The organism is Paenibacillus sp. NPDC056933 (assembly GCF_042674385.1).
In the GTDB taxonomy this organism is placed as follows: domain Bacteria; phylum Bacillota; class Bacilli; order Paenibacillales; family Paenibacillaceae; genus Paenibacillus.
The window spans coordinates 3,336,532-3,362,175 of sequence record NZ_JBHUQN010000001.1 but is presented as its reverse complement, the minus strand read 5'-3'; the positions used below and the strand labels follow the sequence as shown (position 1 = coordinate 3,362,175).

Genomic DNA, 25,644 nt, shown 5'->3' with positions numbered 1-25,644 from the left:
TTCTATCCTCTCCGTTCTCGTGTAAATGTTTTGTTCAATTTATAAGGTTCAGCTATAGGTTTATTTTCGAATATGGCCATTATCATATAAGCCTGTGCAAAAGAAAATACACACTCGAAAGTAAGATGGTTACTTCAAAGTGTGTATGGACTTCATCAGCCATATTATGAGAAAATGAACATTTATACCACATCATCAGGATGTAACATGAACGAGGTGATATCTCATGAAACAATATAATCTGGGGATCGAAGCGACCCTCGAAATCATCGGCGGCAAATGGAAGGCGCTAATCATATGTTTGCTAATGTCCGGCGTGAAAAGGACAGGCGAATTAGAGCGAAGTATTGACGGAATTTCGCAAAAGGTCCTGATCCAGCAATTACGCGAGCTTGAAAGGGATGGCCTTGTCAGAAGACATGTCTACCAGCAAATGCCGCCCAAAGTCGAATACAGCCTTACAGAGTATGGAGTTACCGCCAATAAGATTGTCGATGTGATGTGTGCATGGGGACGGGAAAATATAGCATTAAGGCAACAACAAGGAGAAGAAATTATATTATCGGAAAATAAAGAGCCTGCTTTTTGAGCGGGTACCCATAGACAGACAATTTGAGAAGAAGGAGCATTTCAATTTGAAGAACTATCTTGTATTCGGTGCCAGCAAAGGATTAGGAGATGCATTTGTCAGAGGTGTGCCTGAGCATGGCGATAAAGTCTGGGTAATATCTCGCACGAAACCTGATAACTTGAAGCTGAACGATGGCGTAGAACGAATATGGATACAGGCAGATTTGTCCGATCTCCATGCAGCCAAACGGATCAGCGATGCGCTTCAGAACGAAACACTGGATGTTCTCATTTACAATGTGGGCATTTGGGAAAAGGAGGGGTTCGAGGACCACTATACGTTCGATAACGATACCCCCGCCGACATCAGTAATCTGATTCATGTGAATATAACATCCGCGATTGTATGCATTCAGGCATTATTACCCCACCTCAGGAGATCGACAGCTGGCAAAATCATTCTGATCGGCTCGACTGCGGGTCTGAGCAATGCGAACAGTACCCAGGTTTCCTTTGTGGCCTCCAAATTTGCCATTCGAGGGATTACAGAGGCCTTGAGAGAACATACAAGAAACGATGGAATTGCGGTTACGTGTATTAACCCGGGAGAGCTTGCAGCCGAAATTCCGTTTAAAGATGGCATTGACCGCGCTCTTTCCGAATATAATGGTACACGCATCCCTCTACAGGATATCGTTTCTATCGTAAAATGCATCGTCAATTTGTCCAAAGCAGCCTGCGTAAAAGAAATTAACATTCCGGCCATAACGGATTTGAACGCTTAATTGAAAGCCCACCGGGTTTATAAATAATTCTCATGCAGTTCAGTAAAAATTATACGTATCAAAATCGGCAAAAAGCCCGCACACTAGCGGGCTTTTTGCCTTTTTATTATAGAATATAAGGCTAAATTACTTCGAAGAATAATGGTCGGCAAGTATATACGACAACTGATCATTTGGAAGTTTCATTGCCCTGTTCACAGTCTGACAAGTCACCTTGAGGCTGTCATGTACTCCACCAGTGCTCGCAGGGAAAAATCGGAGGTTGAGCATAGCAGTATACTTCCGGCGGTCTGCGGCAGTGCTTCATCATCATACGGATTACGCAGCACCAGATTCAGCAGCGGCTTAACCGCAGCCAAGGCCTCAGCCAGCGCCAGCTGACCTGTGAATAGATGGGCATTAAGGGTGCCCTGGATCACGACATCTGCATCAGCAGCTTTCTGTACCAGGGACACGATCTGCTCGGCATCGGGCTTCATTGCACAATACCGGGCCTCCACAATCAAACCTTCATCCTTCAACAGCGATTCCAGCCTGATTTCGGCAGAACCACTATTATCGGCTTGGGTCAGCTGCTCCTGCTGCGGCAGTATCAGTAAATATTTCAGCGAATCCTTGAGTGGGAGCAGGCCCTGCGGGTCCCGGCTAACTTTCACGGTCATACGAGCCAGCTTCAGTGCCGTTTCCTCCCACTGCTCTCTGGGAATCGGCTGTGCCGCTGCTCGGTACTGCTGGAATTGGTCATACAGCTGCCGAATACGAAGAACCGACTCGTCGATTCGTGCCTCGCTGATGCGCCCATCCCTTACAGCGCCCAGAATACCCGCGATCACCTGATCCTGGAACTCTGGCGTATGGCACATCAGGATCATATCATTCCCCGCCTGAACGGCAAGCACACCTACCTCTTCCGGGCTGAAATGTTTGCGGATGGCCCCCATTTCAATATCATCGGTGCAGATCACCCCCGCAAAGCCCAGTTTTCCCCTTAGCAACTTCGAAGCAAAATATGGGCTGAGTGACGCTGGAAGTCCCCCGGATTCTGGAATGTTGGGAAACACCAGATGCCCCATCATGATTGAATCCGCTCCAGCTTCAATCGCCTCAACAAAGGGAAGCAGCGGCCCCTCCATCAACTGTTCAAGCGTTAGTTCACATTCGGGCAGCACGATATGCGAGTCTCCGCTCACTTGCCCGTGGCCGGGAAAATGCTTTGCCGTCACAGCAACACCCGCTTCATGCATTCCCTGAATATAAGCTCGGCCGAAACGGGCCACCAGCTGCGGGTCCTCTCCGAAGGATCGAACGCCAACGACCGGATTATCAATATTCGTGTTCACATCCAGCACAGGTGCCCAGTTCATCGGAATGCCAAGCGAATGCAGCTCACTGCCAATGAATTTACCGAGCAAATAGGCGGCTTCCGGGTCTTCACTTAACCCGACTGCCCGGTTCCCAGGGATATAGGGGAAGAAGGATTTGAACTTGGACAAGGTGCCTCCCTCTTCATCTACCGAAACATAATAGGGCAAAGGGCTGCCGCCATCTTCGGCTATCCTCTGTACTTCTGCAAGCAATGCCAGCGTCTGCGGCTCACTCTCAATATTGTGTGGAAAGATGCCTATTCCACCAAAACGGTGCTGCGACATTCTGCCGCGGAACTCCGGCTCGGCCCGGGTCGATGGCGTGCCAACTACGCACATCATGGCTATTTTGTCCTCCAGGCTCATTACCGTCCGATTGGCTTCTGGATGGATTACGTTCAGGCCCAATTCGTGATAAAGCGTTCGCTCCAGATAATCATGCAGATAGAACCTGGATTTTACAAAATGCTCTGCCATATCAGAGGGCTGGTAACGCTCCAGCGCTGCCTTCATCCGAGGGAGGACACCATCACGCCCGCGGCGATTTCTCGTATAGTTGTTATGGAGTGAGCGCCACTCCGCATCGTCGCCGGGATACAGCTCCCAGCGGTAAGCATATTTGTGAATGGCCCGCGAACGATCTGTCGCAACCTCAAAATCATGCATGATCGCAATAAGTTCCGCCTCTTCTTTATGCTCGTGTACTTCGTCCATCAGCTTCCAGATCACGTCATAATAATCCTCCACCCTGTAATTGCCCAGACGATTATGTCCGATAACAGGATCAATGCCATGAAACCGTTCCAGAAAACGGTCGATGAAACTTGCGGCATCTGCCTTGCGGTTCCAGGCCAGATCCGCATGCAGCAGCATGGGGTACCAGGTGGTTTCGAAAATACCATACGGAACACCGAGACTGAAAGGCCCCGTCCAGTTGGTGGCAACCACACAGTCCAGATCCAGCTTGTCGGCTGTCTCTGCCCATTGGAGTAGATTATCCGTCCGGTTCAAAAGCACCGGATAATTCTGATGCTCAGCCCAGTCAAAACTGCGGACGGCTGGCGCTCCCATAATTTCAATGCCGAGCGACCTGAATTTGTTCGCATGCGAAGTGACCTCTGCTACGATATTGCGACCGTTGTAGATCCAGATCATCGCCGCACTTCGCTGATCCAGCTTAGCCAGTTCATCTGGCGGGCATTTATCCAGCATGTCATGCCAGAAAATCGGCTGTTTCCCCCGCTCTGCCGTAAATGCAATCAGACGGTTCAAAAAGGCGATAAAAGCTCGTTCCCGCACGCCTCCAAACTCGACTTTGCAGCGTTCGCATTCGCATAGGCTGTAGACCTCGTCACACCCGAGGTGGATATAACGCGAATCCGGGTGGGCGTCGATCATCTCATCAAGTAAGGTGGTTATCAATCCATACGTCTCTGGATGCGATGGGCAAATCTCCCCGGTGGACTGCTCTGTCTCGCGAAGATGCCGCCAACCTTCGTGGCGTAATACATATTCCAGATGTCCGAAGCTCTGCTGGAGCGGAATAATCTCTATAAAGTGCTCATGGGCGGTCCGCTTCAGTTCTTCCAGCTGTGAGAGGCTTAACGCATGCTTCGGGTGTGCGAATTCCGGATGCGTGCGGAATGGAAATTTATCCTCATATTCAACCAAAATCGCATTCGTCTTATAACGAGCGAATTCCGCCAAATACCCGATCAGCAGTTCCGGCTTCGAGAACGTCTGCCGCAGATCCAAATTCATTGCACGCACCGCTGTATCCGGCCAGTCTGTTATGGACACTGTCGGGATGTCTCCATCCGATCCACGCAGTTGTACCAGAGTCTGCAATCCGTAGAATAGACCCGCCGCATCCAGCGCGTAAACCTCTGCCCTTCGGGACGATACCTCCAACCGATATCCTTGTGCCCGCCCCGCAAGTCTGGTTGAATGTGTCTCGTCATTTCCGATGAATGAACTAACATCAGCGATGACCAGGCCCTTCTGTTGTACTCCCATAGCTTCATGAGGTTTAGGAGCTTCTTGTGCTTCTTGTGCTTCTTGTGCTTCTTGTGCTTCTTGTGCTTCTTGTGCTTCTTGTGCTTCTTGTGCTTCTTGTGCTTCTTGTGCTTCGTGGGCTTCTTGAGCTGCATGGACCTCATCGACTATCTGCTGCATTTGCTTCCCTGGCAGACGTTCGATTACTAACAAATATCCTCTATCTATCCTGGAGCATGTATATTCCATCCCGGGAAATGCCCGTCGGCAATGAATTTCCAATCTGGGTTCATCCTGTTCCATGAAAAGGCTCAGTCTTTCCTCGCCATTCAAGCGCAAGGCGTCTCCCTCGGTCGCTGCAATCTGCTTCGGTTGTGGTATCAAGCTCTGCATCGCTCTCCCCCTATTCTCGGCTCTGTGGACTGATCCGACCATTCTTCCAACACTGCAAAACCCTCAACTTTCCCCCATCCAGATTGAAACTAACCACATCTGCAGGCGCTCCGACCTTAAGTCCAGCGGCCTGTTCAAGTCCAAGCAGCTGGGCTGGATGCACCGATGCACAATCCCAGGCATCGGCAAGCCCAGACAGCCCCGCTTCCACTAGATAGCCCACCTGATCCGGCAGCATCATCGCCGAGCCAGCCAACAACGCCGGCTGGCCGGCAAGGTGCAGCCGACCTTCCACAGTCAATACCACATCTCCGCCGATGTGAAGATGATAAGAACCTGGCGGCATGCCGCTCAATGAGACTGCATCGCTGACCAGAATGGCGCGCCCCCCCTTCATCCGGAGAATCACGGCTAGTACGGACAGCGGAAGATGGTGACCATCCGCAATCATGCAGCCATACAACTCATCGGCCGCAAGCTGTTCCCACAGGTAGTTGGGATGGCGCGGAAGCGTCAAGTGCGTACCGTTACCAAGATGCGTGGACATGACAGCTCCTGCGGCCACCGCCTCCCTGATCTGCTCTGGCGTTGCTGCTGTATGTCCAATCGAAACCAAAATGCCGGATTCGCTGCAACGGTTTATAAATGCAGCCGCACCAGGCCACTCCGGGGAAAGCGTAATGATGCGAATCAACCCTTCAGCAGCTTCCTGCCAACGGCTGAGGGCCTCCCAATCAGGAGCAACAATATGCTGCCGCGGGTGTGCGCCGCGCGGGCCGTCCTCCGGCGAGATGAACGGGCCTTCCAGATGAATGCCCGCAATTCCCTCGGCCGCATCCGGGTTCAGCCGAACGGCTTTCGCAATGGCGGAGGCCGCCTCAGCCAGCCGTACAGAACTGTTCGTAATTAACGTCGGACAATAGCTTGTAACACCTTGGCTTTTCAGTTTACGGGTCAGTTGCAATACCGTATCCGGACACAGCGGGGCTGTGTTCAGATCCAGCCTCCACCCGCCATTCACCTGCAAATCCACCAGTCCCGGTGCCAGCCAGGGCAGGCAATCTACGGAAAGAGCCCCTTCAAGCTCAGCAACCCCAGTGATACGTCCCTCTCCAACTGCCACCTCAATGGGCTTCCCGGTCCGATAGTGCCTCCCGATTATTGGCGCACTCACAGGCCGTAGGCATCCCGGTCTGTGAACATCGTGATTTCGGGATGTCTACGCAGGATGGTGGCAGGACATGCCGTGCTGATCGGATCATGTAAAGCTGCCGCGAGCGCGCTCCGCTTGGATGCTCCTGGCACAATCGCGAACAGCTTCCTTCCAGCCATCAACGTTGGCACAGTCAGGGTCAACGCCTCCGCAGGCACATCATCCAGTTGGGCAAAGCATCCATCATTCACCTGCTGACGGCGGCAGGCTTCGTCCAGCTTCACCGCTTTGACGACCCTCGAATCTTCAAAATCGGCAACAGGCGGATCATTGAAGGCAATGTGCCCATTTTCTCCGATTCCGAGACAGACGATATCAATGGGAGCCGCACGCAACAAATCCCCATATCTCTGACACTCCTGATCCACATCGTGAAGCCCATCAAGCAGTTCCACCCGCCCAGGCTGCACCTGACTGAACAAACGTTCCGTTAAATATCGGCCAAAGCGCTGGGGAGCCGTATCCGCCAGACCGATATATTCATCCATATGAAAGGCGCAGACCCGTGACCAATCAATGCCTTGCTCCCGTATCAGACCTGCATACAATTCATTTTGCGAAGGCGCGGCAGCGAACACTATGCGAACCTGGCGCTCTGAATCCTGAAGCAGCTGTCTTAATCGGGCAGCCACCGCAGCGGCAGCCGCTACCCCCATCTGATCCCGGTCGACATAAACCTGTACAGACATGCGCTCAACGACGTGAGTTCCCATCGGTTTTATCAAGCCATTTCCGTTCATGCTTCGTTAACCTCCTTCAAGCTTGTTTCTCTCCCGATTTGTTCATTTGCCGGCATTTAGCATCAGCAGCGTTGTATGCGGCGAATCATGACCTGCTGCATAGTAATATCCGTTGTAACGGATTCTGCGTGGTTCAAAACCAACCTGCCTTCCCGGCCCAACTGCTTCCGATCCAAGCGCTACACCTCCATCCACTCCGGTGATTCCGCTGATGTACCGTCCGGCAGCATAAGTGAATCTCCCCTCGACTCTCGCTCCAGCCAGTACTGCGCCTGTATCGTAATCTCTAACTTTCAAGGTGACGGATGCCCCTGATCCGCCATAGACCAGATTCATGTCCGTTACAATCATGGGCTTCAGTATGGTGCTACCCGTGGTCGCCGAAACTTCATCAGTGAGTGGCCCAATATTACCACGCAAATCGCGGGCTGCAACACGGTAGTAATATGTCGTATCCGGCAGCAGTCCCTTGTCCTGGTAATTCAGGGCGCGGGCGAATCCGACGATATCTGCAGCCACAGGCGTGAACCCCTGTACGGTACTCCGATAGATCACATAGCGTTCCACTTCCATGTTATCCGAAGCCATTCCATAATTCAGATGTATAGTCTGATAATCAGTGGCCTCGATGGACGGAACCCCGGAAAGAGCTGAAGGGGCTACCTGGTCATCCGGCGATGTCCACACTAAACCGCCTGGTCCCCAGTAAGAAGGAAGTGTCCGATAGGAATCATAGTGATGGACGGCAATGCCCCCGAAGGCGCTGCTCTGCCCGTATGCTGCATACACCTTATCCAGCTCGGCTTCCATGTGGATGCGGCCTTCCTCCCAGAAAGTAATGCTCTCTGGGTCGCCGCTGTTAGCAATATCCAGCGTTTCTACACCAATCACCACGGAATTTGGCTTGCCGATCTGATCTGCGTATGCCAGTTCTCCAGCAGCCCCGGCAATAATGCCAGCCGAACCATCCGCTGTATCCCGGTAATCCATAATGGAGATATAGTCTGATATATCCTGAACATGCTCAGACAGCCATTTGCTGGAGCCATTCCATGAAATATTCGCTGCTTGATCCGATGTGTCATACCACTTGGGCACAGCAGGACCGAGCGGAAGCCGAATACCTGCGGTATCCCGGCGACCAATCATCTTTTGCAGACCATCCAGGTATTCCTTCTGTAGAAAATGACTCGGATCTTTGAAGTCGGGAGAGATATACGGCTCAATATCCACATTAATACCGTCAAATTTCTCCGTATCGCCTGCTGCAAGATTGTAATTGATCACCTGCTCCATTTCCTGCACGGCATGATGGTGATATTTCTCGTAAGCGCCCATATAGGCCGGTGTAGTGCCCCCTGCAATTAACGCATGCACCTGCAGATTTTTGCTGTGCGCCCAGCTCACGAACGAACGCAGCTCCGCTTCCTGCGCTTCCAGTGCATCGTATCCGGCATAACCTCCCACTGCAAGATAAAGCGTCTGGACCGGTGTTTGGCCGAATGTCTGCGTATCCGTGATGAATGACTCCAGCACCTGGCGCGATCCAGGGTTCAGCAGCAGCTTATAGCTCTCCGGTTCCCAGATCCACATGGCGCGCTCCTGTACAGGAAGGGAAACGGCAGACTCATGTGTCCCGGTTCCAACCTGAGCATACACCGTCGGGCTATAACCATAACGCTCCGGGGCGCTGGCCGCTCTGGCCTCCAGACTGACCGTGCGATTGCCAAGTCCCGCCGTGTCCCAGGTGTATACATATGCGGGGCCTTGCTGAACAGCCTCTTCCCAAGGCCCGCGGTTCACCCGAACCTCTACCAGCATGATTGGAAGTGGCGAGCTGGTCTCGATCGACACCTCCACCTGACCGCTAAGAGACACGCTCTCGGACGGATCGGTAATGGTTACTACAGGCACAGCAGCTGCCGGGTTATTAACGGTAAGGATGGATGGCTCGCCCCATACCCCGTAACGGGTGGACGTATCCAGACCACGAACGACCAGCTCCACCGTCCCGTTATAGCCTGAGGTATCCAGCATGTAAGACCATGTGCCGCTATCATCCCCATCCGGATCATTCAATACCACTTCGAACTGGGCCGTTCCATCCACAAACAGCCGAATATCATACAGATTGGTATAGCTTCCCCCAATTTCAACCAGCCCTCCATCCGACACATACCCACCCGCAGGCGCATCCAGCGAGATTGAACCCGCTGCTTTTGCCTTGCCAGGTAAAGCTATTCCAATCGTCACCATACAGATCAACAGAAACAATCCCAGTCTGAATCCGGAGTACACACGCAGATGCTGCCTTTTCATAAGCGAAGCCTCCTTTTTCCATTCGTTAATGGTCTAGGATTTCCGTGCCGTACCTTACGTGCATTCGCTCATTTCGCGCTCAGCTGTACATTCTGAACACGGTCATACGCCTCCTTATAGGTGTTTAGCAGCTGATCTACCCCAAGATTGCTAATCTCCTCGACATACTTCTCCCAATCCGCCAGACTCCGGGAGCCGGTCACAAATTTGGCAAAGCTCTCGTCACGGTGCTTCTTGATCGCCTGCCCGGTAATGGATATGATTTCGTTCTCCCCCTCTGTAAAAGCAGGTCTTGGCTGCATTGCGGGAGGATCATACTTCACCGCTTCTTCATAGGCATGTTTCAGGTCATCCGAGAACAGCGACAAATGGGCGTTGAAATCAATCCAGGTATAGGTCCCACTGGTCTGAAGCCCTGTTTGCTTGCGCATTTCAATGACATCGTTATACTCCGGCTTGAACTTGATCGTATCGCCTTCCTTTACATAGGTCTCGCCCTCTACACCCCAGCTGCTGAGCGTACGACCTTCTTCGGAATAGAAAAAGTCCATGTACTTCATCACATCCTCCATGTTCTTGGAAGTGGAAGCCACCGTCAATCCGCCTTCCATATAATGAAAATACGGATTCAGCTGTTTGCCGCCAGAGATGCCTGCCGGAGGGGCCAGGAATTGCATGTTGAATTCGGGATTCTCCTGCTGCATGGCATTGTTGAAGAAGTCAATTCGACTGATATAATCAATCGTTACGAATGATTTGCCGGTAGAGACCATATCCTGCCACTGCTTGGTTTGTAGTGATAAGAAGTCGGGTGGGACCAACCCTTCATCGTAGAAACGTTTCCACATTCCCACCATGGCCTTGTAGTTGTCTTCAGTCGGTCCATAGCGCCATTCCTTCTGGTCAAAATCATAGTAGGCACCCTCACCTGTTCCGTAGTTCACCGTCATATTGGCATTCATCTCATCCGGGATTTGGCCGTAGCGAATAGAGAGCGGGTAACTGTCCGGGTATTTCTCCTTCAGCGTCTTCAGCGCCGCATGTAACTCTTCATAAGTTGTTGGAACCTGGATGCCTTCCTTGTCAAAAACATCCTTGCGGTACATCCAGATCATGCGGTTCGTCTCGCCAAAGCCCTGATTGGGAAACATATACATTTTGCCGTCGGCGGACAGGGCAGCCTTCGCCTCTTCGGGATATTGCTTCATCCATGCCTTCAGATTCGGCATACTGTCCATATACTCCATCAGATCAACCAGTGCGCCCTGCTGACCAAACTTGTTCGAATCCTTGCGATTGGGCATATACATCAGATCAGGCAGCGCTTTGGAGGCTATTGCCAGATTCAAGCTCTCATCCAGCTTGCCGGAAGGTGTCTGCACCTCCAGCGTAACGCCGGTCTTTTCCTTCAACCAGCTCCAAATGGGCCAGCTTTTGGAATAGGGGAACGTGGCATTATTGTCCAGCAGCGCCGTGAATGTCTTTTCTGCCCCGGCGGAGTTATCGCTTCCCCCGTTAGAGTTCCCCTTGGTATTCGTTTGCGGGTCGGCACCATTGCCGCCACTGCACCCTGCAACCATCGTTACTGCAATCAGCAGGGGAAGTATTACCGATTTCCATTTGCCCATAAGCTTCTCTCCCTTAATCTGAATTTGCGGTGCATCCCTTGTGTAGCTTTAACCTTTCACCGCTCCAACCATGGCTCCCTTGACGAAATACTTCTGTACAAACGGATAGATGACCAGAATAGGCAGCGTTGAGACCATAATGGTCGCATACTTCAGCGATTCTTCCACGACCAGATTATCTCCCCCAATGGACGTTACATCGCCTGAACTTGCACTGCCAGCCAGCACCAGATTACGCAGCAGCACCTGGAGCGGAAACAAATCGGGAGATCTTAAATAGAGCAGCGGGAAGATGAAGTTGTTCCACATACCCACGGCATAGAAAAGGGCAATCGTGGCAAAGGATGCCTTGGACAGCGGCACAATAATACGGATGAAGATGCCAATATCGTTCAGACCGTCCATACGTCCCGATTCCTCCAGCTCTTTGGGGATGCCCGAGAAGAACGTGCGCATCAGAATGAGGTTCCAGGTGCTGACTGCCCCCGGGAGAACCATGCCCCATACGGTATCTACCAGATTCAACGAACGGACCACCAGGAAGGTCGGAATCATCCCGCCGCTGAAAAACATCGTAATGACAATCAGGATGGTGAAGGTATTGCGCAGCGCCATATCCTTTCTGGATAATGCGTAGGCTCCGGTCGAGGTGACCACCAGCGAGATCAGTGTGCCAAGCACGGTGTAAATGATTGTATTTCGGTAAGCCGTCCAGATTTGCGGATCTCCCAGCACCAGTTTATACATGCTCAGGTTAAACCCCTTGGGCCAGAAGGAAATATTGTTTTGCATGACGTTCACGTTGCTGCTGAGGGAGACGGCCAGCATATGAAGGAACGGATAGAGTGTGACCACAACAACGAGCAGCAGAATCAGGGATGCCACAACGTTAAACCAGGAAAATCGGAGTGATTTCACGCTACACCTCTTTCTACCATAGACTGGTCTCACTTAATCGACGGCTGAGCCAGTTGGCTGTATAGATGAAGATCAGACTGATGACTCCCATGAATAAATCAATGGATGCACCATAGCTGAAGTTCCCCTGTACCATGCCCACCCTGTAGACATATGTGCTGATAATATCTGCCGTATCGTAGATGGCCGGATTTTGCATCAGGAAGACCTTCTCGAAGCCGATCTCCAGCACTTTGCCGATATTCAGTATCAGCGTTATAACGATGGCGGGAGATATACCGGGCAGGGTGACATGCCAGATTTTGCGCAATCGGCTTGCTCCGTCCATATCCGCGGCTTCATACAATTGCGGGTCAATCGCCGTCAGCGCGGCCAGATAAATAATGGTCTCCCAGCCGATGTGCTGCCAGATTTCCGAAAGGACGTAGATGCCCCGGAACAGCCCGGGTTCATTCATGAAATTGATCGGCTCGATGCCGATCCCTGCCAGCAAATTGTTAATCAGCCCTCCGGTTGGGGAGAGGAACATAATCACCATACTTGCCACAATCACATTCGAGATGAAATGCGGCAGATAGCTGACTGTCTGTACAAAACGTTTGAATGCCGCCCTTCGTACCTCATTGAGCAATATGGCCAGCAGGATTGGGGCCGGGAAGCCGAACACCAGCTTATACAGTCCCAGCAGAAACGTATTCTTCATCAGCGGCCAAAAATCAGGATTCTCCAGAAACATCCGGTAATATTTGAATCCCACCCAATCACTGGCCCAAATTCCCTTGAATAAATTGTAATCCTTAAACGTGATGACCAGACCAAACATCGGCGCATAGCGGAAGATCAAATAATACAGGAGGCATGGCAGGAATAGCAGCCATAGCGCCTTGTTCCTGTTCCAGGTTCGGACCAAACGCGACTTCCGCCGAGGCGGCCGGTGCGCTTCTTTTTGCAGTTTGCTTTGTATTACGCCAGCATCAGCCATCGGCATGCCCCCTCTTGCTTAGATGATTGCAATTGACTTGTATGTCAGCTAACTTACCCTGAATTCCCGGGGTTCGTCTCCGAATTATAGCGACAATCCTTTAGAAAGCGCTATCTACATGTTATATAACTTTTCGCCTTTACTCCTTTTTTCCAGATATCCGCGTATAATTCAGTAAAAGTGTATATTGTTTGTGTCAGCTTTATGCCGCTATGATAGGATTAAATCACTTGATCCGGGGCTGTACTTAAGGGGGAATATCATAATGAAGGGACTGCTTACAAGCAAATTCGCACTGAATGGACTGTTTGTCAAGCTAATGCTGAGCTTTCTCAGTGTCATCCTGATTTTGGCTTCATTTAACCTGTTCTCCCATCTGTACTTAAGCAACAAGGTTTATCAGGAGATGGTCAGACAAAATGAACTGGGACTTGCACAGACCGTTGAAGGGTATGAGAATCACTTCCGACTGACCCAGAATATGATTCTCGCCCTCACTCAATCGGATACCTGGACAGCTAACCTGGGCATTTTGAGCCACATTAAGGAGAACCGCCGTTACGATATTCCCACAGAGGTCAAGTCAGACCTTTCCACGCTGTACGCCAATCCTTTTTTGCATATCGACAATTTCATTCTCTATTTCAAGCAAGAAGACTATGTACTGGAGAAGGAAGGCCTCAGCAGTGCCAGCGATATGTTCGGGAAATATTATTATAGTAAGGAATATCCGCCGGATTACTGGAAAACTCAAACGATGAACAACCAGTTCCTGAAAGTGATGCCTGCCGCAGCTTTCACTGAAAATACTCTTCATTCTTCACGCTCTCTCGGACAACTGATGCCTGTCATGATGAAGGCCATTCCTTACGAGGATGTGTACGGGATTGTTATGCTGAACCCACAGCGTATGCAGGATACGTATGGCGATGCCGGCAATAATCCGTTCTACATTCTGGACAATGAGGGGCACCTGCTCTTTACCACAGTGGAAGGGAATATGCAAAACCCTCAGCTCCCTGCAGACGGAAGCAAACATGAACGTATTGGAGATCAGTATTACTTCTATGAGAAAGGCAAGCAAACCGGCTTCACCTATGTCCGAGTCACCCAGGCGGCAGTAATTGCCGCGGAAATGCGCGGTATGCAGCTGCTACTGGCTGTCCTGCTCGGCGCTGCCATACTGATCAGTGTGCTCTCCTCCCTGTTTTTCAGCCTGCGATTAAACCAGCCGCTTCAGCGACTCATTGCAGCCCTTGACCGAAATACGGACAGCGGACCGGACAAATGGAGCAGTGTAAAGGAGTTCGCCATGATCGGCGACCGTCTGAGCTCCATTCTGGAGAATAATCGCTACATTCAAAGCGATCTCGCACAGAAGAACTCTCTTGTACGCCAGTTTGCCTATACTCATAAAGTGAAGAACATCCCGCTTAGCTCCTACCTGGCGGAGCTTGAGGATGTTCGGCAACCCGAGCAACCCTATGTCTCCATACTGTTCAAGGTTGGCTTTAAATCCCTGTCGGATGAATTCGATCAACATACCCTGTTATTGTGGAAGCTGATTCAGAGCCTCTTCACCACCAGTAAAAATAACAGCGTTGCACTTCAGCCCGAGCAGGATCAACTGCTCCTGCTGCTGTTCGATCCCGGTCCGCAAAGCGGTATTTTACAGGCGCTGGATACACTAAAGGAATTGCTCGCTACCGAAGAATCCCTCTACCTGACCATCGCGGTAAGTCCGGTATATTCCGGGGAAATTCCATTTACCGATGCGTACAGCGATCTGTCCAAATTGTTGAAAGAGCGGAGACTGAATGGGGAAACGCAGATTATTGTAGAGCCGCGCGCTTCCTCCTCGAATGCCTTCCATGTGAAGGTGACTTATGGGGAGGAACTGCACAATCTGCTGCAATCCGGTAATGAGGAGGCTGTTTTCGCTTGGCTGGATCGCCAGTTGGAACAACTGCAGCATAAGGATGCAGCCGCAGAAGATTTCCGCACATTTGCAATCGGTATAGCAGAACAAATCGGCAAGACGGTTATGAAACTGAATTTGACGCACATCGAATTCGAACTTCGCTCTTCTCCTCCCGGAGAAGCATTAGCTGGTTTCCATTCCGTTCAGCAGTACAGGAAATGGCTTCAGACGCTCGTTACACCGGTACTTACGGCCGTCCGCAGTCGGTCGGAAACGCGCGATCCGGTCATCAGCTTTGTGCTGGACTATCTGGACCATCACTATGGGGAAGATATTAATCTGAATATTGTTGCGGATAAGTTGAATCTAACTTCGGGGTACCTTTCGAGTATTTTCAAGGAAAAGACCAACATCAACTTCAGCGAATATCTGAATAATCTGCGGACTGAGCGAGCCAAGGAGTTGCTTGTGAATGTCGATCTGCGAATTCAGGATATCGCCACACAGGTCGGCTATCAGAATGTCAACTCATTCATCCGCATGTTCAAGCGTCGGTACGGGATGACCCCCGGAGAATACCGCAAACGTCATGCTGGTGATGCCACGTTCATCTCCTCCAGCAATGGTTAGACAGGCGTGAGCGGACAAGAACTGAAAATAGCATATAATAAATACACAAATGCCCGCTTGTAGGCGTGCATTTGTGTATTGTCTACATTAGAATTTGGGATAGATGCACAAGAGCCATCGAAGGAATTCGCTGTTCTTCAGGAATATTCTCATAAAGTACGTGCCCTTTCCCCGCTTCAATCATTTGTTTGCGCATGGCAGCAATACGGCCTTTGCTGTGATCAATAAAACGAAAATCAACCTGTCGCAAACTTTGCATTTCGGTCAAACGCTCAAAAGCTTCTGCCTTTATTCCCTTATGTATCTCTTTCAGTCCCAGCACCTCCAATCCGCCCGCAGTCCACAGACTCTCAATCTCTTGTAATGATTTCATGAAATCCAGCTCAAGCTGCCTAAGATTCTTCATGTGTGAGAAATCGCACAGCCTCTCGATTTTGGGCAACGACAGATGCAGAAAGACTAGATTATGTAATGCCCCTAATGCTTCGATCTCGCTCAAATTCTTTACGGACGATAACCTTAGCATACGGATATTCGATTCAGCCAGTACTTCGAGTGAACCAGTCAATGTACAATGATCGATTGCCAAATACTCGATAAATGGCAAGCCTACAACAAAATCAAGCTGATCAATGTCACAGTTCAGGACGAGGGTACTCAGTCGAATGCAGTCCTCAATGGGCGAGAGATCCGGAAACTTTCCGCTAAGTGCAAGGTAATTTAAGTATTTATACTTCCGAATGAAGTCCAGATTTTGCTTTTTGGGTGAGCGAATGTTCAGAAATTCCATGTTTTGCAACGCACTGAGTACATTCAAATCTTGCGGCTGCTTAAGATCCAGCTGCAAAGCGACGACATGCTTTAAACCAGCGATTGTCTCCAGAAATTCTTCGCTATAACGCCCATTCGCGTCTGTGCTGGATATATGCAAAATTAAATCCGGTCGTTTGGCAAACACATGTTCATCCAGTTTCCTCAGATCATACACCTCGTCCAGCCCGACAACAAAGCTAATCGTCGCCCGATTCCGCAATTGATTGATAGCATTGTCCATTTTATCCTCGTTCCAAGGAACTCCACTCATCGAAGCGGCCCAGGGTTCGTTCATTGTTGATCACCCTCCATTTCTCTGATATTCGCCCATTCCCTATTCTTCCAGATATCAGGATTATCAATAGCCTGATTTTCTCCACGCACAGTGGAATCATAGCTATCTTTCGCACTAGTATACCAATCAACAATAACTAACTTTCCATTCAAACTTTGTACAAGAAATTCAGTAGGTTCAGCAAAGTTGCCTACATCCTTTTTAACACGTGCATCTAATTTCAGATAGAAAAAACTACTATCTCCTTCAATAAACTCTACTTTTCCAGCACCGATATCAACGCCTGTCACCCGATTATGAATGAGATTGTTCTTGAGGAATAAATCATATTGAGATGTAATTTTTTTTCGAGTATATTGTTTAAGGTTTCCGTTATCGATATAGGTATCCAAATCAATGTCTGAACCGTTCCAAATCGCCTTGTAATATTCAGACAGGGCTTCCGCACACATTTTATATGCCGTTTCAAAATCCCAAGAAGACAGACCACTTTTGTCTTCAGCTAAAAAATCGGAGGAATCTTTAGATAAATCTCCTTTTGTGCTCAACGAAATTTCTGTGTTTTTAGCATCCTTCGCCTGAATATCTCCTGCAACAGCAGCAGTATCCTCTTCGTTAATACTAGTATTAGTCTGTTCGCATGCACTAAGGGTAAATAAAACTACTAATAACAGATGTGCACGTTTCATTCCATTTCCTCCAGTGAAAAAGTTGATGCCGCCCGTTGTTGTAAGATCAGCTTAAATAGATACATTACCACGTTTTATACTCGATCTTCCACAAAATATCATCCTTTCCTGAAAAACCAAGGTATCTCATGGCACATACCGTTTTTTCAAATGAAAATGAAACGAGCACCCGCTCCTCCCCTCGGAAAATGAACTGAACCCCCGCACGTCTTCATGCGAGGGTTCAGCATTTCAAGAAGAAGGCGCTTAGCGCTTCATCTACTCTACATGAAAATAATCAAAATCGGCAAACCCTCCGGTGGACTTGGTTGCATAGTTGAACAAAGCAAAGCGGTAGCCCATAAAGTGCGGCATCGTATAAGACATCTGTAGTGTGTTCCCGATCGATGTCCAGTTGGTGCCGTTCAGACTATATGCAAAGTAGGCCTTGTCCGTTCGATTCGTAAAATCGCAGATCACCCGGAAATATACTTTGTTTTGGTTCAGCGGCACACTTGCCACCTCGGTCATCGTCCCGGAGCCGGCATTGGCCATGACGATGGATTTGGCATTCCCCGACATCTTCACGCCAACGAAGCCATACCTGGCTTGAAAAGCGGCAAGACCGGCATAGTCGCCGTCCTTCATACCTGCCGTTTCCATGGCTGTAATGCCTGTACTTTTGGGCCCAAAGGTTCTTTGGGTCAGCGTATTGCGGGCCTCCAAAATGCTGGAACTTACTTTCCCTGTCGTGAGTCTCATGAAACCGGGACGTTGGGTCAGCGACCAATTTACCGGGTCTGGATTGTGATTCCACTGCCAGAATTTCGCAAGACTCGCGCTTTCCCCTCCAGCCGAAGCAGTCGTAGAGAAGGAAACATCATCTACATAAAAATTTATAAGATCATGGCTTGCATCCGGGTTCGCGCTGTAAGGCGTCTCAAGGAATACAAAGGTCTGCGACAGGTCCGCATTAGCCGGAACGGTGTACGTTCCCTGAATGGTTCCCCACTGTCCCTTGGTCAGCGTCGCGCTGCCCATAATGGAAATCCCCGTATAGCTTGGACCATTCTGAATACTGAGATTAAACGTTTTGGTTGCAGGTCCCGTAGTATATTTCACTTTGGCCGAGAAAGTATATACGCCACCCGCCGTTACTTTACCGGTAATCACTTGTTTCACACCCGCTGCCGTCTGTTGTCGACCACTGACAAGCAAGCTTTTGGAACCTCCAGCATACTCTGAGGAGGTCACTGCGATCGATGCCGTATTATTGCTGGTCCATGGACTCAGGCTGGCATCTTCAAAACCGCCATTGACTATTAACGGTTGAACTGCGCCCGTGTCTGTACCTGATCCGGCGTTAAATTCGTCAGAGCCATAAATCTTTTTCGCCGGATACCCCTCCACCGGAACATTCATCGTCAGCGGAACCTTGCCATTCACCCCAAACACAGGCCAGTTATCGGACCATGTCACCGGAACCAGATACGGAATGCGTCCAACCGCACCACTGTCTCTGAACAACAATCCATACCATGAACCTGAGGCTGTGTCGACAATGCCTCCCTGTGCTATGCCTGAATCCCTCAAAACAACGCGGCCTGTATAATTACCTGTCAAACTGTCCGCGCGATATGCAATCTGGACACGCCCTTCTCCTGTAGGCCAGGCAATTAGGAAAACATAATACTTTCCATTGATCTTCTGAATATGGGCCCCTTCCGCCTTCACAACAAAATTCGAACCGGCCACATTGCTGGCGTTGGCAATAAGGACCTGATTCAGCCCCCCGGCTTTGACTGCCGTCGCCTCCGCATTAAGCTCAACGATGCTGATTTTGTCAGTACCATGCACCAGAAAAGCCCGTCCGTTGTCAAAAAGAAGTGAAGCATCATGATAATAACTGCCTAATGTGGATATGGTCCAAGGCCCTGTCTCAATATTGGTCGATTTGTAGATATAAGTTTTGCCCGTAGAGAGCGAGCCAAAGGCTACGTAATAGATACCGTTGTTGTATCTCAGACTGCTTGCCCAGGAGCCTCTCCCACATTCATTCTGACCGTTGTTCAGGTGATGAGAGTCGGTATTTGCGTACGTATCATATACATAATTCACAATTTCCCAATTTACGAGATCGTATGATTTCATGATGGGCACACCTGGGCTCATATGCATCGTGGTGCTGGTCATATAATACGCGTTGTTTACCCGAATGACGTCACTGTCCGGTACATCGGCATGAATCACCGGATTGCTGAACGTCGTAGTCGCTGAAGCAGGAGCAACAGGAATCGCCATCACAAGCAGCGGGAGAACCAGTAAAAACATGCCCATCCTTCTCAACAACATTTGCATGGCCTCCTGATCATTTCATGGAATCATTGCAACAAATGCCGAGCTGACCTTTGGGATCTAACCATGGATCACAAGGAATACTCCATATAATCCACATACGCATCCCATGTCCCATTATCTGTGGTTACTACCAGTTTGACCTCCTGCGGTCCAGTTGCATGGGTGATGTTGGACAAGGTTTGAACGGTAGGCTGAGTTCCGGTGAAATAAAAGGAACCATGTGTTACGCCGCCAATCACCAGATCCACTCTCGCTGTACTGCCGTTGTTGGAGGCTCCACGGACCGAGAATTGATGCGTCGGATTGCCAAAATATTGATTATACGCCACAGCATCCTCATTGGCATATAACGCTACCCCGTTGAAGGGGGAACTGATCGCTCCCGCATATGGACCACTAATCGTCATGCTCTCAGCCTCAACCTTGGTCACCGGATTGCTGGATGTGTTGTTGCCAAACTGCCAGTAATCCAGATTGAACAGGTTAGCGCCGCCTGTACCCGTGAATACCAGATACAATCGGTGTACACCTGTGGCATTATTTACAGTGGTTTGAACTTCCTTCCAAGTTTGTGCACCACCCGTTGGAGTTACATTAAGCGTGCCAACAAGCGGACCTGTCGCGCTGTCGAGACGAATTTCAATTTTGCCGCCTACGGTTGAAGCGACATTGGCTTTGAAGGTATTAGCGCCAGCAGAACCAAAGTCCACGTTACCCAAAGCGATCCAGTCGCCATTATGAATATTCGTGACATTCTGGTTGCTGAACGGTCCACCACTAGCCTGAGTCGCCTCGGTTGTAATTCCCGCCTGCCATCCAATCGTCTCAGCCTCCACCCGGTTATATGGGTTCAGATTGGCGATCTGCGAAATGCCCGCCAGGTTGCCCTGCACCTCCTGAATCGTTCCATCGGCATTATGCACCAGCCTGTTGATATTCGGCGAACGGTATCCCTTGCCATCACCATGCTGAGCTTTACTCACCGTTTGGGCATGGTACACGGTGTACCACTGGTTGTTGAAATTAAATACAGCATGGTGATTGTTCCCCCCAACACCGAAGAAGGCATACGGATTTTTCAAAAAATGACCTTTGTACGTAAACGGACCCATTGGATTGTCACTTACCATGTAACCAATCTCTCCAGCCGGATAGGCAGGCGGGTGTGTACCGGAAAAGTTAATGCAGTACGAGTAATAATATTTACCATTGTACTTATGAATGCCCGAGTCCTCGAACAAATAAGGTGCATCAATCATGACCGCACTTCCGACAACACTCGTCATATTGTCTCCCAGTTTGAGAACACGGGCCGTTTTGGGATTTGCTATCGACGCCGGATCGGAATTATTCGGAATGCCTCCACCGACATACAGGTATCCCGTTCCGTTGTCATCAACCAGCAGAGCCGGGTCAAAAAGCCATGTTACACCTGACATGCCAGGTGTACTGTGTGTTACCAGCGCCTTGCCCAGCGGGTCGCTCCACGGTCCAATGGGTGAATCCGCCGTAAGTACACCAATGCCTGATGCACTATTTGCAAAATAAAGGAAGAACTTATCCTTTCCTGCTATATTTTTTTTGGTAGCTGCTGGAGCCCATGAGCCCCATGCCCATTTGGCAATGCCTTGACCATTATTGGCATTATTGCTGCCTGCCACCGGAATGGCTCCATGGTCTGTCCAGTTCACCATATCGGCAGAGGATATGACATGAACTTTGTTCAGCATGCTAAAGTCATTCTCTTTAACCGTACCATTACTATTGTAGGCATAGGCATCACTTGACATATAAATGTAAACTCGGCCGTTGTGTACAAGCACACTGGGGTCGGCTCCCAATTTATGATCCATGAGCGGGTTCGCGTTTCCAGGAAGCTTCGCGAGAGGCTGATTCGCAGCATGGGCGAATCCCATAGGCAAACCACTGAATAACAGAACCAATGCCAGCAAAAATACCAATCGTTTTCGCATCATTCACTTTTCCTCCCAATTTAAGTTGAATTTGTGTTAAAGACTTGAAGCTGAATCGCTCACCTCTTTTCTGTGCAGATTGCCTCCTGGAAAAGCGCTAGCATATATGGTTTAAGCCGAGCCGATCGCAACCTGTTTTGCAAGGTTTACCATGACTCAGACACCAACCCTTGATTAAACAGAAGATAGGAATCAGTCCAAATCATATAATTACTCCGGTTGTTTATTGGAAACGCTTTCAATATGATAGACCAAGAAACGTTCACCTCGAAGTGCAGAGTGATTTATGTAATTATTTTCTATATATGTCATTTTATATAATCATTTAAAGACATCATATCATACTTTATTCAAAATACAACCAATTCTCTTGCTTTATCCTCAAATTTTGATGTGATGTCGATGAAGATCCTCTCGTTCACTTCTCATTTGTCCTTCCTCCATTTATGATAGAAAGAGACTACTGGAGAATCAGTTACGGAGGCTGTGATGATGAAATCTGCTAAACGCATGAATTATTTTAAAGAGGGAATTTTCACCCGTTTACTCGAGATGAAACGGCAACGACTGGAGAATGGTGAACCTGTCATCGATCTTAGTGTGGGCACACCCAATATTCCTCCGGCACAACATATTATTGACGCTTTGGTTGAAGCAGCAGCAGACACGCAGAACTATATATACGCCATCAATGATCAGAACGAGCTGCTGCGGGCTGTTAGCGAATGGTATCAAACCAGATACCAGGTGCAGCTGAACCCCATGACCGAAATCTGCTCATTGCTTGGTTCCCAGGAGGGATTGGCTCATATATCCCTGTCCATTGTTGATGAAGGGGATCTCGTGCTTGTTCCCGATCCCTGTTATCCAATTTTCGCGGATGGACCCTTACTGGCGGGAGCTGAATTGTACTACATGTCGCAAAAGGAAGAGCACGGATATGTCATTCAACTTCAGGACATCCCGGAGGATATCGCACACCGGGCCAAATTCATGCTGGTTTCCTATCCCAACAATCCCACTACCGCGATGGCACCGGAGCAGTTCTACCTCGATTTGATTGCATTTGCCAAGAAATATGATATTATCGTTCTCCATGACAATGCCTATAGTGAGCTTGTGTTTGATGGACGAGCGTGTGGAAGCTTTCTTTCGTTTCCCGGGGCGATGGATGTGGGCGTGGAATTCAACTCCTTGTCCAAAACCTATGGGTTGGCAGGAGCGCGGATCGGCTTCTGTGTGGGTAACCCGGATATCGTATCCATGCTGAAAAAATTAAAGTCCAATATGGACTATGGCATGTTCCTGCCGCTCCAAAAGGCTGCCATTGCAGCAATTACCGGAGACCAGACGGAAGTTGGCCGGGTGAGAGCCATCTACGAGGAGCGCAGAGACATCCTGTGTGAGGGCTTAAGCCGGTTGGGATGGAAGATCGCGAAACCTGAAGCTACGATGTTCATCTGGACGCGAATTCCTGCTCACTATGATACGTCAGAACAATTTGCCATGGACTTGGTCACCCGAGCAGGGGTCATCGTAACCCCCGGAAGTGCCTTTGGACCTTCAGGCGAAGGATATGTTCGTTTAGCATTGGTTCAGGATGTTAAGATGCTCCACCAGGCTATAAAATTTGTGGAAGACTCCGGTATCCTAAACTAGTGATTTATGCAAACAAAACAACCGTATAATTGCAATTTATTTTACCGTTATAAAGCGAGCCATTAGGCTCTCTTTTCTTTTTTTGTGCCTTTATGCACCATATTTTGAATTGTTCATTATATCCTCCCCTCTCCATCTATCGAAAAGCAGCCCAAATTCCGACATATTACATAAGAGCTAATCAGCTCATTCATTACAGATTTCGGGGGGAGATGGCAACATGTCACAGCTTGCAAAAAAGAGGGGCTTCAGATTATCAAGCATCGCTAACACTTTGTCCATGGTGTTATTAGTCATTATCGTTGTCGTCTTTTCTATTCTGGGAACGTTTATGTTCTCCAGTACCCGAAGCATCCTGATTAAGCAGCAGGAATCTATGCTTCAAACCAAGACACAAGCCATCGTCAGTGAATTCGATGCACTATTTAAGGAAAAAGGTTCACTTGTTAAACAGATGTCTACAAATAATCTATTTAAACAATACATTGAAACGACGGAGCCCGGAACGGTAAAAACATCAGAATATGCCGCAGAGACGCAAGCCACATTGGCAGCCATTGTTGCGGCCGAGCCTTCCTTTGCAGATGCGTGGGTAGCAGGTGTATCCGGCAAAGGATTCTGGTTCCAGAATGACGGTGTATCATCCGATTCCGCGTTTGTTATCCAGGATCGTCCGTATTACAAACCGGCAGTTGCAGCAAACGGCTTGTATTACTCCGATCCGTATGCAGATATTGCTTCGGGAAATGTACTCATGGGTATCTTCTACCCGGTTAAGAATGACAGCGGGGAATTAATCGGGTTTGTCGTGGCTGATATCGCCTTTAAAGACATTCCTGCCATTATGAAAAGCTACACGCTCGGAAGTACAGGGTATTCCATCCTAGCCTCCAAAACCGGAGAGCTTTTGTACCATCCAGATCAGAGTAAAGTGCTTAAAGAAAAAATAAATGAGAGTACAGGGGACCTCGGTGACATTGGTAAAAAAATGATTGCCGGGCAATCAGGAGTACAGCTGATTAATGACAATGGAGAACGCCGATATATCGGGTATGCCACCAGCAAGGATACCGGATGGTCGGTAGGCCTCACCATTTCCGAGAAAGAAGTCATGGATGAATTACAAACCTTTACTACCATTACACTTGGCGGATTTATTATTGCGGCGATTGTGCTCGTTGCCATGGCGTATATCACCCTTCGTTACCTGCTGAGATCCATACCGAAGCTGCTGGAGAAAATCAAGTTGATTGAGAACGGGGATTTAACGGTTCCGTTTGATACCAAATCCAATAATGAAATCGGGCAAATTTCTCAGGGGATTTACCATATGGTGCAAAATATCCAGCGAATGCTGCAGATGGTTGGCAGTTCCGCTCAGGTCTTGAATCAGTCTTCTGACGATCTGCAATCCATTTCTTCGAGAACGGCTATAACGATGAATGATACAGCAACCGCCGTCAATGAAATCGCGAATGCAACCAACTATCAGTCCATTGAAACCGAGAACATTTTACGCAAAACCGGAAACTTGTCTGGACAAATTGATGAAATCGCAAGCGATGCCCAAGCCATCGAGACGATGGTGCAGACTTCTGCCAAACAAAGCGAAATGGGGCTCCATGTAGTGGAACAGTTATCCAAATGGGCCGCAGAAAATCATTACTCCACACAGACCATGTCATCCATTATTCAGGATATTGATCTGAGTCGTAATGAAATATCCAGCTTTGTAGACACCGTGAAACAAATTGCTTCACAGACCAATCTGCTGGCGCTAAATGCTTCCATTGAAGCTGCGCGTGCTGGTGAACATGGCAGAGGTTTTGCTGTCGTTGCCGAAGAGGTACGCAAGCTTGCTGAGCAGACTGCAGAGGCAACTGAAGAAATTAACAAAAAGGTACATGTGATTGAAGAGAAAACAAACATATCCGTAGAGCATACCGCCCGCAGTTTGAACATTGCTGAAGAAAATGCCAAGTCCGTAGAGAACACCAAACAGGTCTTCTTTAACATTAACAAGGATTTGGAACATTTGAAATTGCGCATGATTCAGATCAGCAGCAACACCGCCAATATTCATAAGCATAAAGATGAGATTTTGCAGGCACTCGAGATCATTTCTTCCACAACGGAGCAGAACTCCGCTTCAACCGAAGAGGTAAGCGCGAGTACACAGGAACAACTGGATAGCATCGAACAGGTAGCGGAACTCTCGAAACAATTGAATCAGTTGTCTACGAAGTTACAGGATGAATTAACCGAATTCAAGGTCGAATAAAACCGTTGGTCAAACCTGCCCTCCTCTTTTCATTTGAGCTGAGTGTCGAACAGGACTGGAGGATAACTCAAGCCATGACTGGAGAACGAATAATCAATCATGGTGACACCTCATCATTTCTCGATCCTTCCGGTGAAGC

Annotated in this window: 16 protein-coding genes; 5 read left to right on the top strand and 11 right to left on the bottom strand. The window is 49.0% G+C overall.

Translation table 11 applies throughout. The features are described 5' to 3' along the window. Positions 1 to 226 precede the first annotated feature (226 nt). Both ACFTRD_RS14845 and ACFTRD_RS14840 read left to right on the top strand, forming a co-directional pair. Positions 227 to 589, top strand: a complete 363-nt coding sequence (locus ACFTRD_RS14845) for a winged helix-turn-helix transcriptional regulator (RefSeq protein WP_192269439.1) — start codon at positions 227 to 229, stop codon at positions 587 to 589. 46 nt (positions 590 to 635) lie between these two features. Then, positions 636 to 1,355, top strand: coding sequence for an SDR family NAD(P)-dependent oxidoreductase (locus ACFTRD_RS14840; RefSeq protein ID WP_379381030.1), 720 nt, complete (start codon positions 636 to 638; stop codon positions 1,353 to 1,355). Positions 1,356 to 1,564: 209 nt separating this feature from the next. Here ACFTRD_RS14840 and ACFTRD_RS14835 read toward each other — a convergent pair whose 3' ends face one another. The 7 genes from ACFTRD_RS14835 to ACFTRD_RS14805 form a co-directional block, all read right to left on the bottom strand. After that, the gene (locus tag ACFTRD_RS14835) at positions 1,565 to 5,107 is read right to left on the bottom strand and encodes a glycoside hydrolase family 3 N-terminal domain-containing protein (RefSeq protein WP_379381028.1); all 3,543 of its coding nucleotides are present in this window, start codon (positions 5,105 to 5,107) and stop codon (positions 1,565 to 1,567) included. 10 nt (positions 5,108 to 5,117) lie between these two features. After that, positions 5,118 to 6,281, bottom strand: coding sequence for an N-acetylglucosamine-6-phosphate deacetylase (locus ACFTRD_RS14830; protein ID WP_379381026.1), 1,164 nt, complete (start codon positions 6,279 to 6,281; stop codon positions 5,118 to 5,120). Beyond that, positions 6,278 to 7,060: a glucosamine-6-phosphate deaminase gene (locus ACFTRD_RS14825; protein ID WP_379381024.1), complete on the bottom strand. Its 783-nt coding sequence runs from the start codon at positions 7,058 to 7,060 to the stop codon at positions 6,278 to 6,280. Before ACFTRD_RS14825 ends, ACFTRD_RS14830 begins: the two co-directional genes overlap by 4 nt. A 42-nt stretch (positions 7,061 to 7,102) precedes the next feature. After that, on the bottom strand, positions 7,103 to 9,379 hold the full coding sequence (locus tag ACFTRD_RS14820) for an Ig-like domain-containing protein (RefSeq protein ID WP_379381022.1): 2,277 nt from the start codon (positions 9,377 to 9,379) through the stop codon (positions 7,103 to 7,105). Positions 9,380 to 9,447: 68 nt separating this feature from the next. Next, positions 9,448 to 11,007 (bottom strand): extracellular solute-binding protein, encoded by a 1,560-nt coding sequence (locus ACFTRD_RS14815; RefSeq protein ID WP_379381020.1) that lies wholly within the window; start codon positions 11,005 to 11,007, stop codon positions 9,448 to 9,450. Between the two features lie 48 nt (positions 11,008 to 11,055). Beyond that, on the bottom strand, positions 11,056 to 11,925 hold the full coding sequence (locus ACFTRD_RS14810; RefSeq protein ID WP_379381018.1) for a carbohydrate ABC transporter permease: 870 nt from the start codon (positions 11,923 to 11,925) through the stop codon (positions 11,056 to 11,058). Between the two features lie 13 nt (positions 11,926 to 11,938). Beyond that, complete coding sequence (locus ACFTRD_RS14805; protein ID WP_379381016.1) at positions 11,939 to 12,907, bottom strand: ABC transporter permease; 969 nt, start codon at positions 12,905 to 12,907, stop codon at positions 11,939 to 11,941. 265 nt (positions 12,908 to 13,172) lie between these two features. Here ACFTRD_RS14805 and ACFTRD_RS14800 point away from each other — a divergent pair, with 265 nt between their 5' ends. Then, positions 13,173 to 15,458 carry a helix-turn-helix domain-containing protein gene (locus ACFTRD_RS14800; RefSeq protein ID WP_379381014.1) on the top strand — a complete coding sequence of 762 codons (2,286 nt, stop codon included), beginning with the start codon at positions 13,173 to 13,175 and terminating at the stop codon, positions 15,456 to 15,458. Between the two features lie 82 nt (positions 15,459 to 15,540). On the opposite strand, the gene ACFTRD_RS14795 is transcribed toward ACFTRD_RS14800, so the two are convergent. The 4 genes from ACFTRD_RS14795 to ACFTRD_RS14780 all read right to left on the bottom strand — a co-directional run bounded on the left by ACFTRD_RS14795 (position 15,541) and on the right by ACFTRD_RS14780 (position 21,568). Beyond that, a complete protein-coding gene (locus ACFTRD_RS14795) occupies positions 15,541 to 16,566 on the bottom strand; it encodes a leucine-rich repeat domain-containing protein (protein WP_379381012.1) in 1,026 nt (341 codons plus the stop codon). Then, positions 16,563 to 17,255 (bottom strand): hypothetical protein, encoded by a 693-nt coding sequence (locus ACFTRD_RS14790; RefSeq protein WP_379381010.1) that lies wholly within the window; start codon positions 17,253 to 17,255, stop codon positions 16,563 to 16,565. The genes ACFTRD_RS14795 and ACFTRD_RS14790 overlap by 4 nt, the downstream gene beginning before the upstream one ends. Positions 17,256 to 17,513: 258 nt before the next feature. Continuing rightward, entirely contained in the window at positions 17,514 to 19,586 is a 2,073-nt protein-coding gene (locus ACFTRD_RS14785) for a beta-xylosidase family glycoside hydrolase (protein WP_379381008.1), read from the bottom strand. Between the two features lie 74 nt (positions 19,587 to 19,660). Next, positions 19,661 to 21,568, bottom strand: a complete 1,908-nt coding sequence (locus ACFTRD_RS14780; protein ID WP_379381006.1) for a carbohydrate-binding protein — start codon at positions 21,566 to 21,568, stop codon at positions 19,661 to 19,663. Between the two features lie 486 nt (positions 21,569 to 22,054). Here ACFTRD_RS14780 and ACFTRD_RS14775 point away from each other — a divergent pair, with 486 nt between their 5' ends. After that, a complete protein-coding gene (locus ACFTRD_RS14775) occupies positions 22,055 to 23,224 on the top strand; it encodes an aminotransferase class I/II-fold pyridoxal phosphate-dependent enzyme (protein WP_379381004.1) in 1,170 nt (389 codons plus the stop codon). Between the two features lie 220 nt (positions 23,225 to 23,444). Next, positions 23,445 to 25,505 carry a methyl-accepting chemotaxis protein gene (locus tag ACFTRD_RS14770; protein WP_379381002.1) on the top strand — a complete coding sequence of 687 codons (2,061 nt, stop codon included), beginning with the start codon at positions 23,445 to 23,447 and terminating at the stop codon, positions 25,503 to 25,505. Positions 25,506 to 25,644 lie beyond the last annotated feature (139 nt).

Excerpts from the sequence above, each read along its gene's own strand:
- ACFTRD_RS14845 (WP_192269439.1), top strand. The coding sequence starts at position 227 with ATGAAACAATATAATCTGGGGATCGAAGCGACCCTCGAAATCATCGGC.
- ACFTRD_RS14835 (WP_379381028.1), bottom strand. The coding sequence starts at position 5,107 with ATGCAGAGCTTGATACCACAACCGAAGCAGATTGCAGCGACCGAGGGA.
- ACFTRD_RS14825 (WP_379381024.1), bottom strand. The coding sequence starts at position 7,060 with ATGAACGGAAATGGCTTGATAAAACCGATGGGAACTCACGTCGTTGAG.
- ACFTRD_RS14820 (WP_379381022.1), bottom strand. The coding sequence starts at position 9,379 with ATGAAAAGGCAGCATCTGCGTGTGTACTCCGGATTCAGACTGGGATTG.
- ACFTRD_RS14815 (WP_379381020.1), bottom strand. The coding sequence starts at position 11,007 with ATGGGCAAATGGAAATCGGTAATACTTCCCCTGCTGATTGCAGTAACG.
- ACFTRD_RS14805 (WP_379381016.1), bottom strand. The coding sequence starts at position 12,907 with ATGGCTGATGCTGGCGTAATACAAAGCAAACTGCAAAAAGAAGCGCAC.
- ACFTRD_RS14800 (WP_379381014.1), top strand. The coding sequence starts at position 13,173 with ATGAAGGGACTGCTTACAAGCAAATTCGCACTGAATGGACTGTTTGTC.
- ACFTRD_RS14795 (WP_379381012.1), bottom strand. The coding sequence starts at position 16,566 with ATGAACGAACCCTGGGCCGCTTCGATGAGTGGAGTTCCTTGGAACGAG.
- ACFTRD_RS14790 (WP_379381010.1), bottom strand. The coding sequence starts at position 17,255 with ATGAAACGTGCACATCTGTTATTAGTAGTTTTATTTACCCTTAGTGCA.
- ACFTRD_RS14785 (WP_379381008.1), bottom strand. The coding sequence starts at position 19,586 with ATGTTGTTGAGAAGGATGGGCATGTTTTTACTGGTTCTCCCGCTGCTT.
- ACFTRD_RS14780 (WP_379381006.1), bottom strand. The coding sequence starts at position 21,568 with ATGATGCGAAAACGATTGGTATTTTTGCTGGCATTGGTTCTGTTATTC.
- ACFTRD_RS14775 (WP_379381004.1), top strand. The coding sequence starts at position 22,055 with ATGATGAAATCTGCTAAACGCATGAATTATTTTAAAGAGGGAATTTTC.
- ACFTRD_RS14770 (WP_379381002.1), top strand. The coding sequence starts at position 23,445 with ATGTCACAGCTTGCAAAAAAGAGGGGCTTCAGATTATCAAGCATCGCT.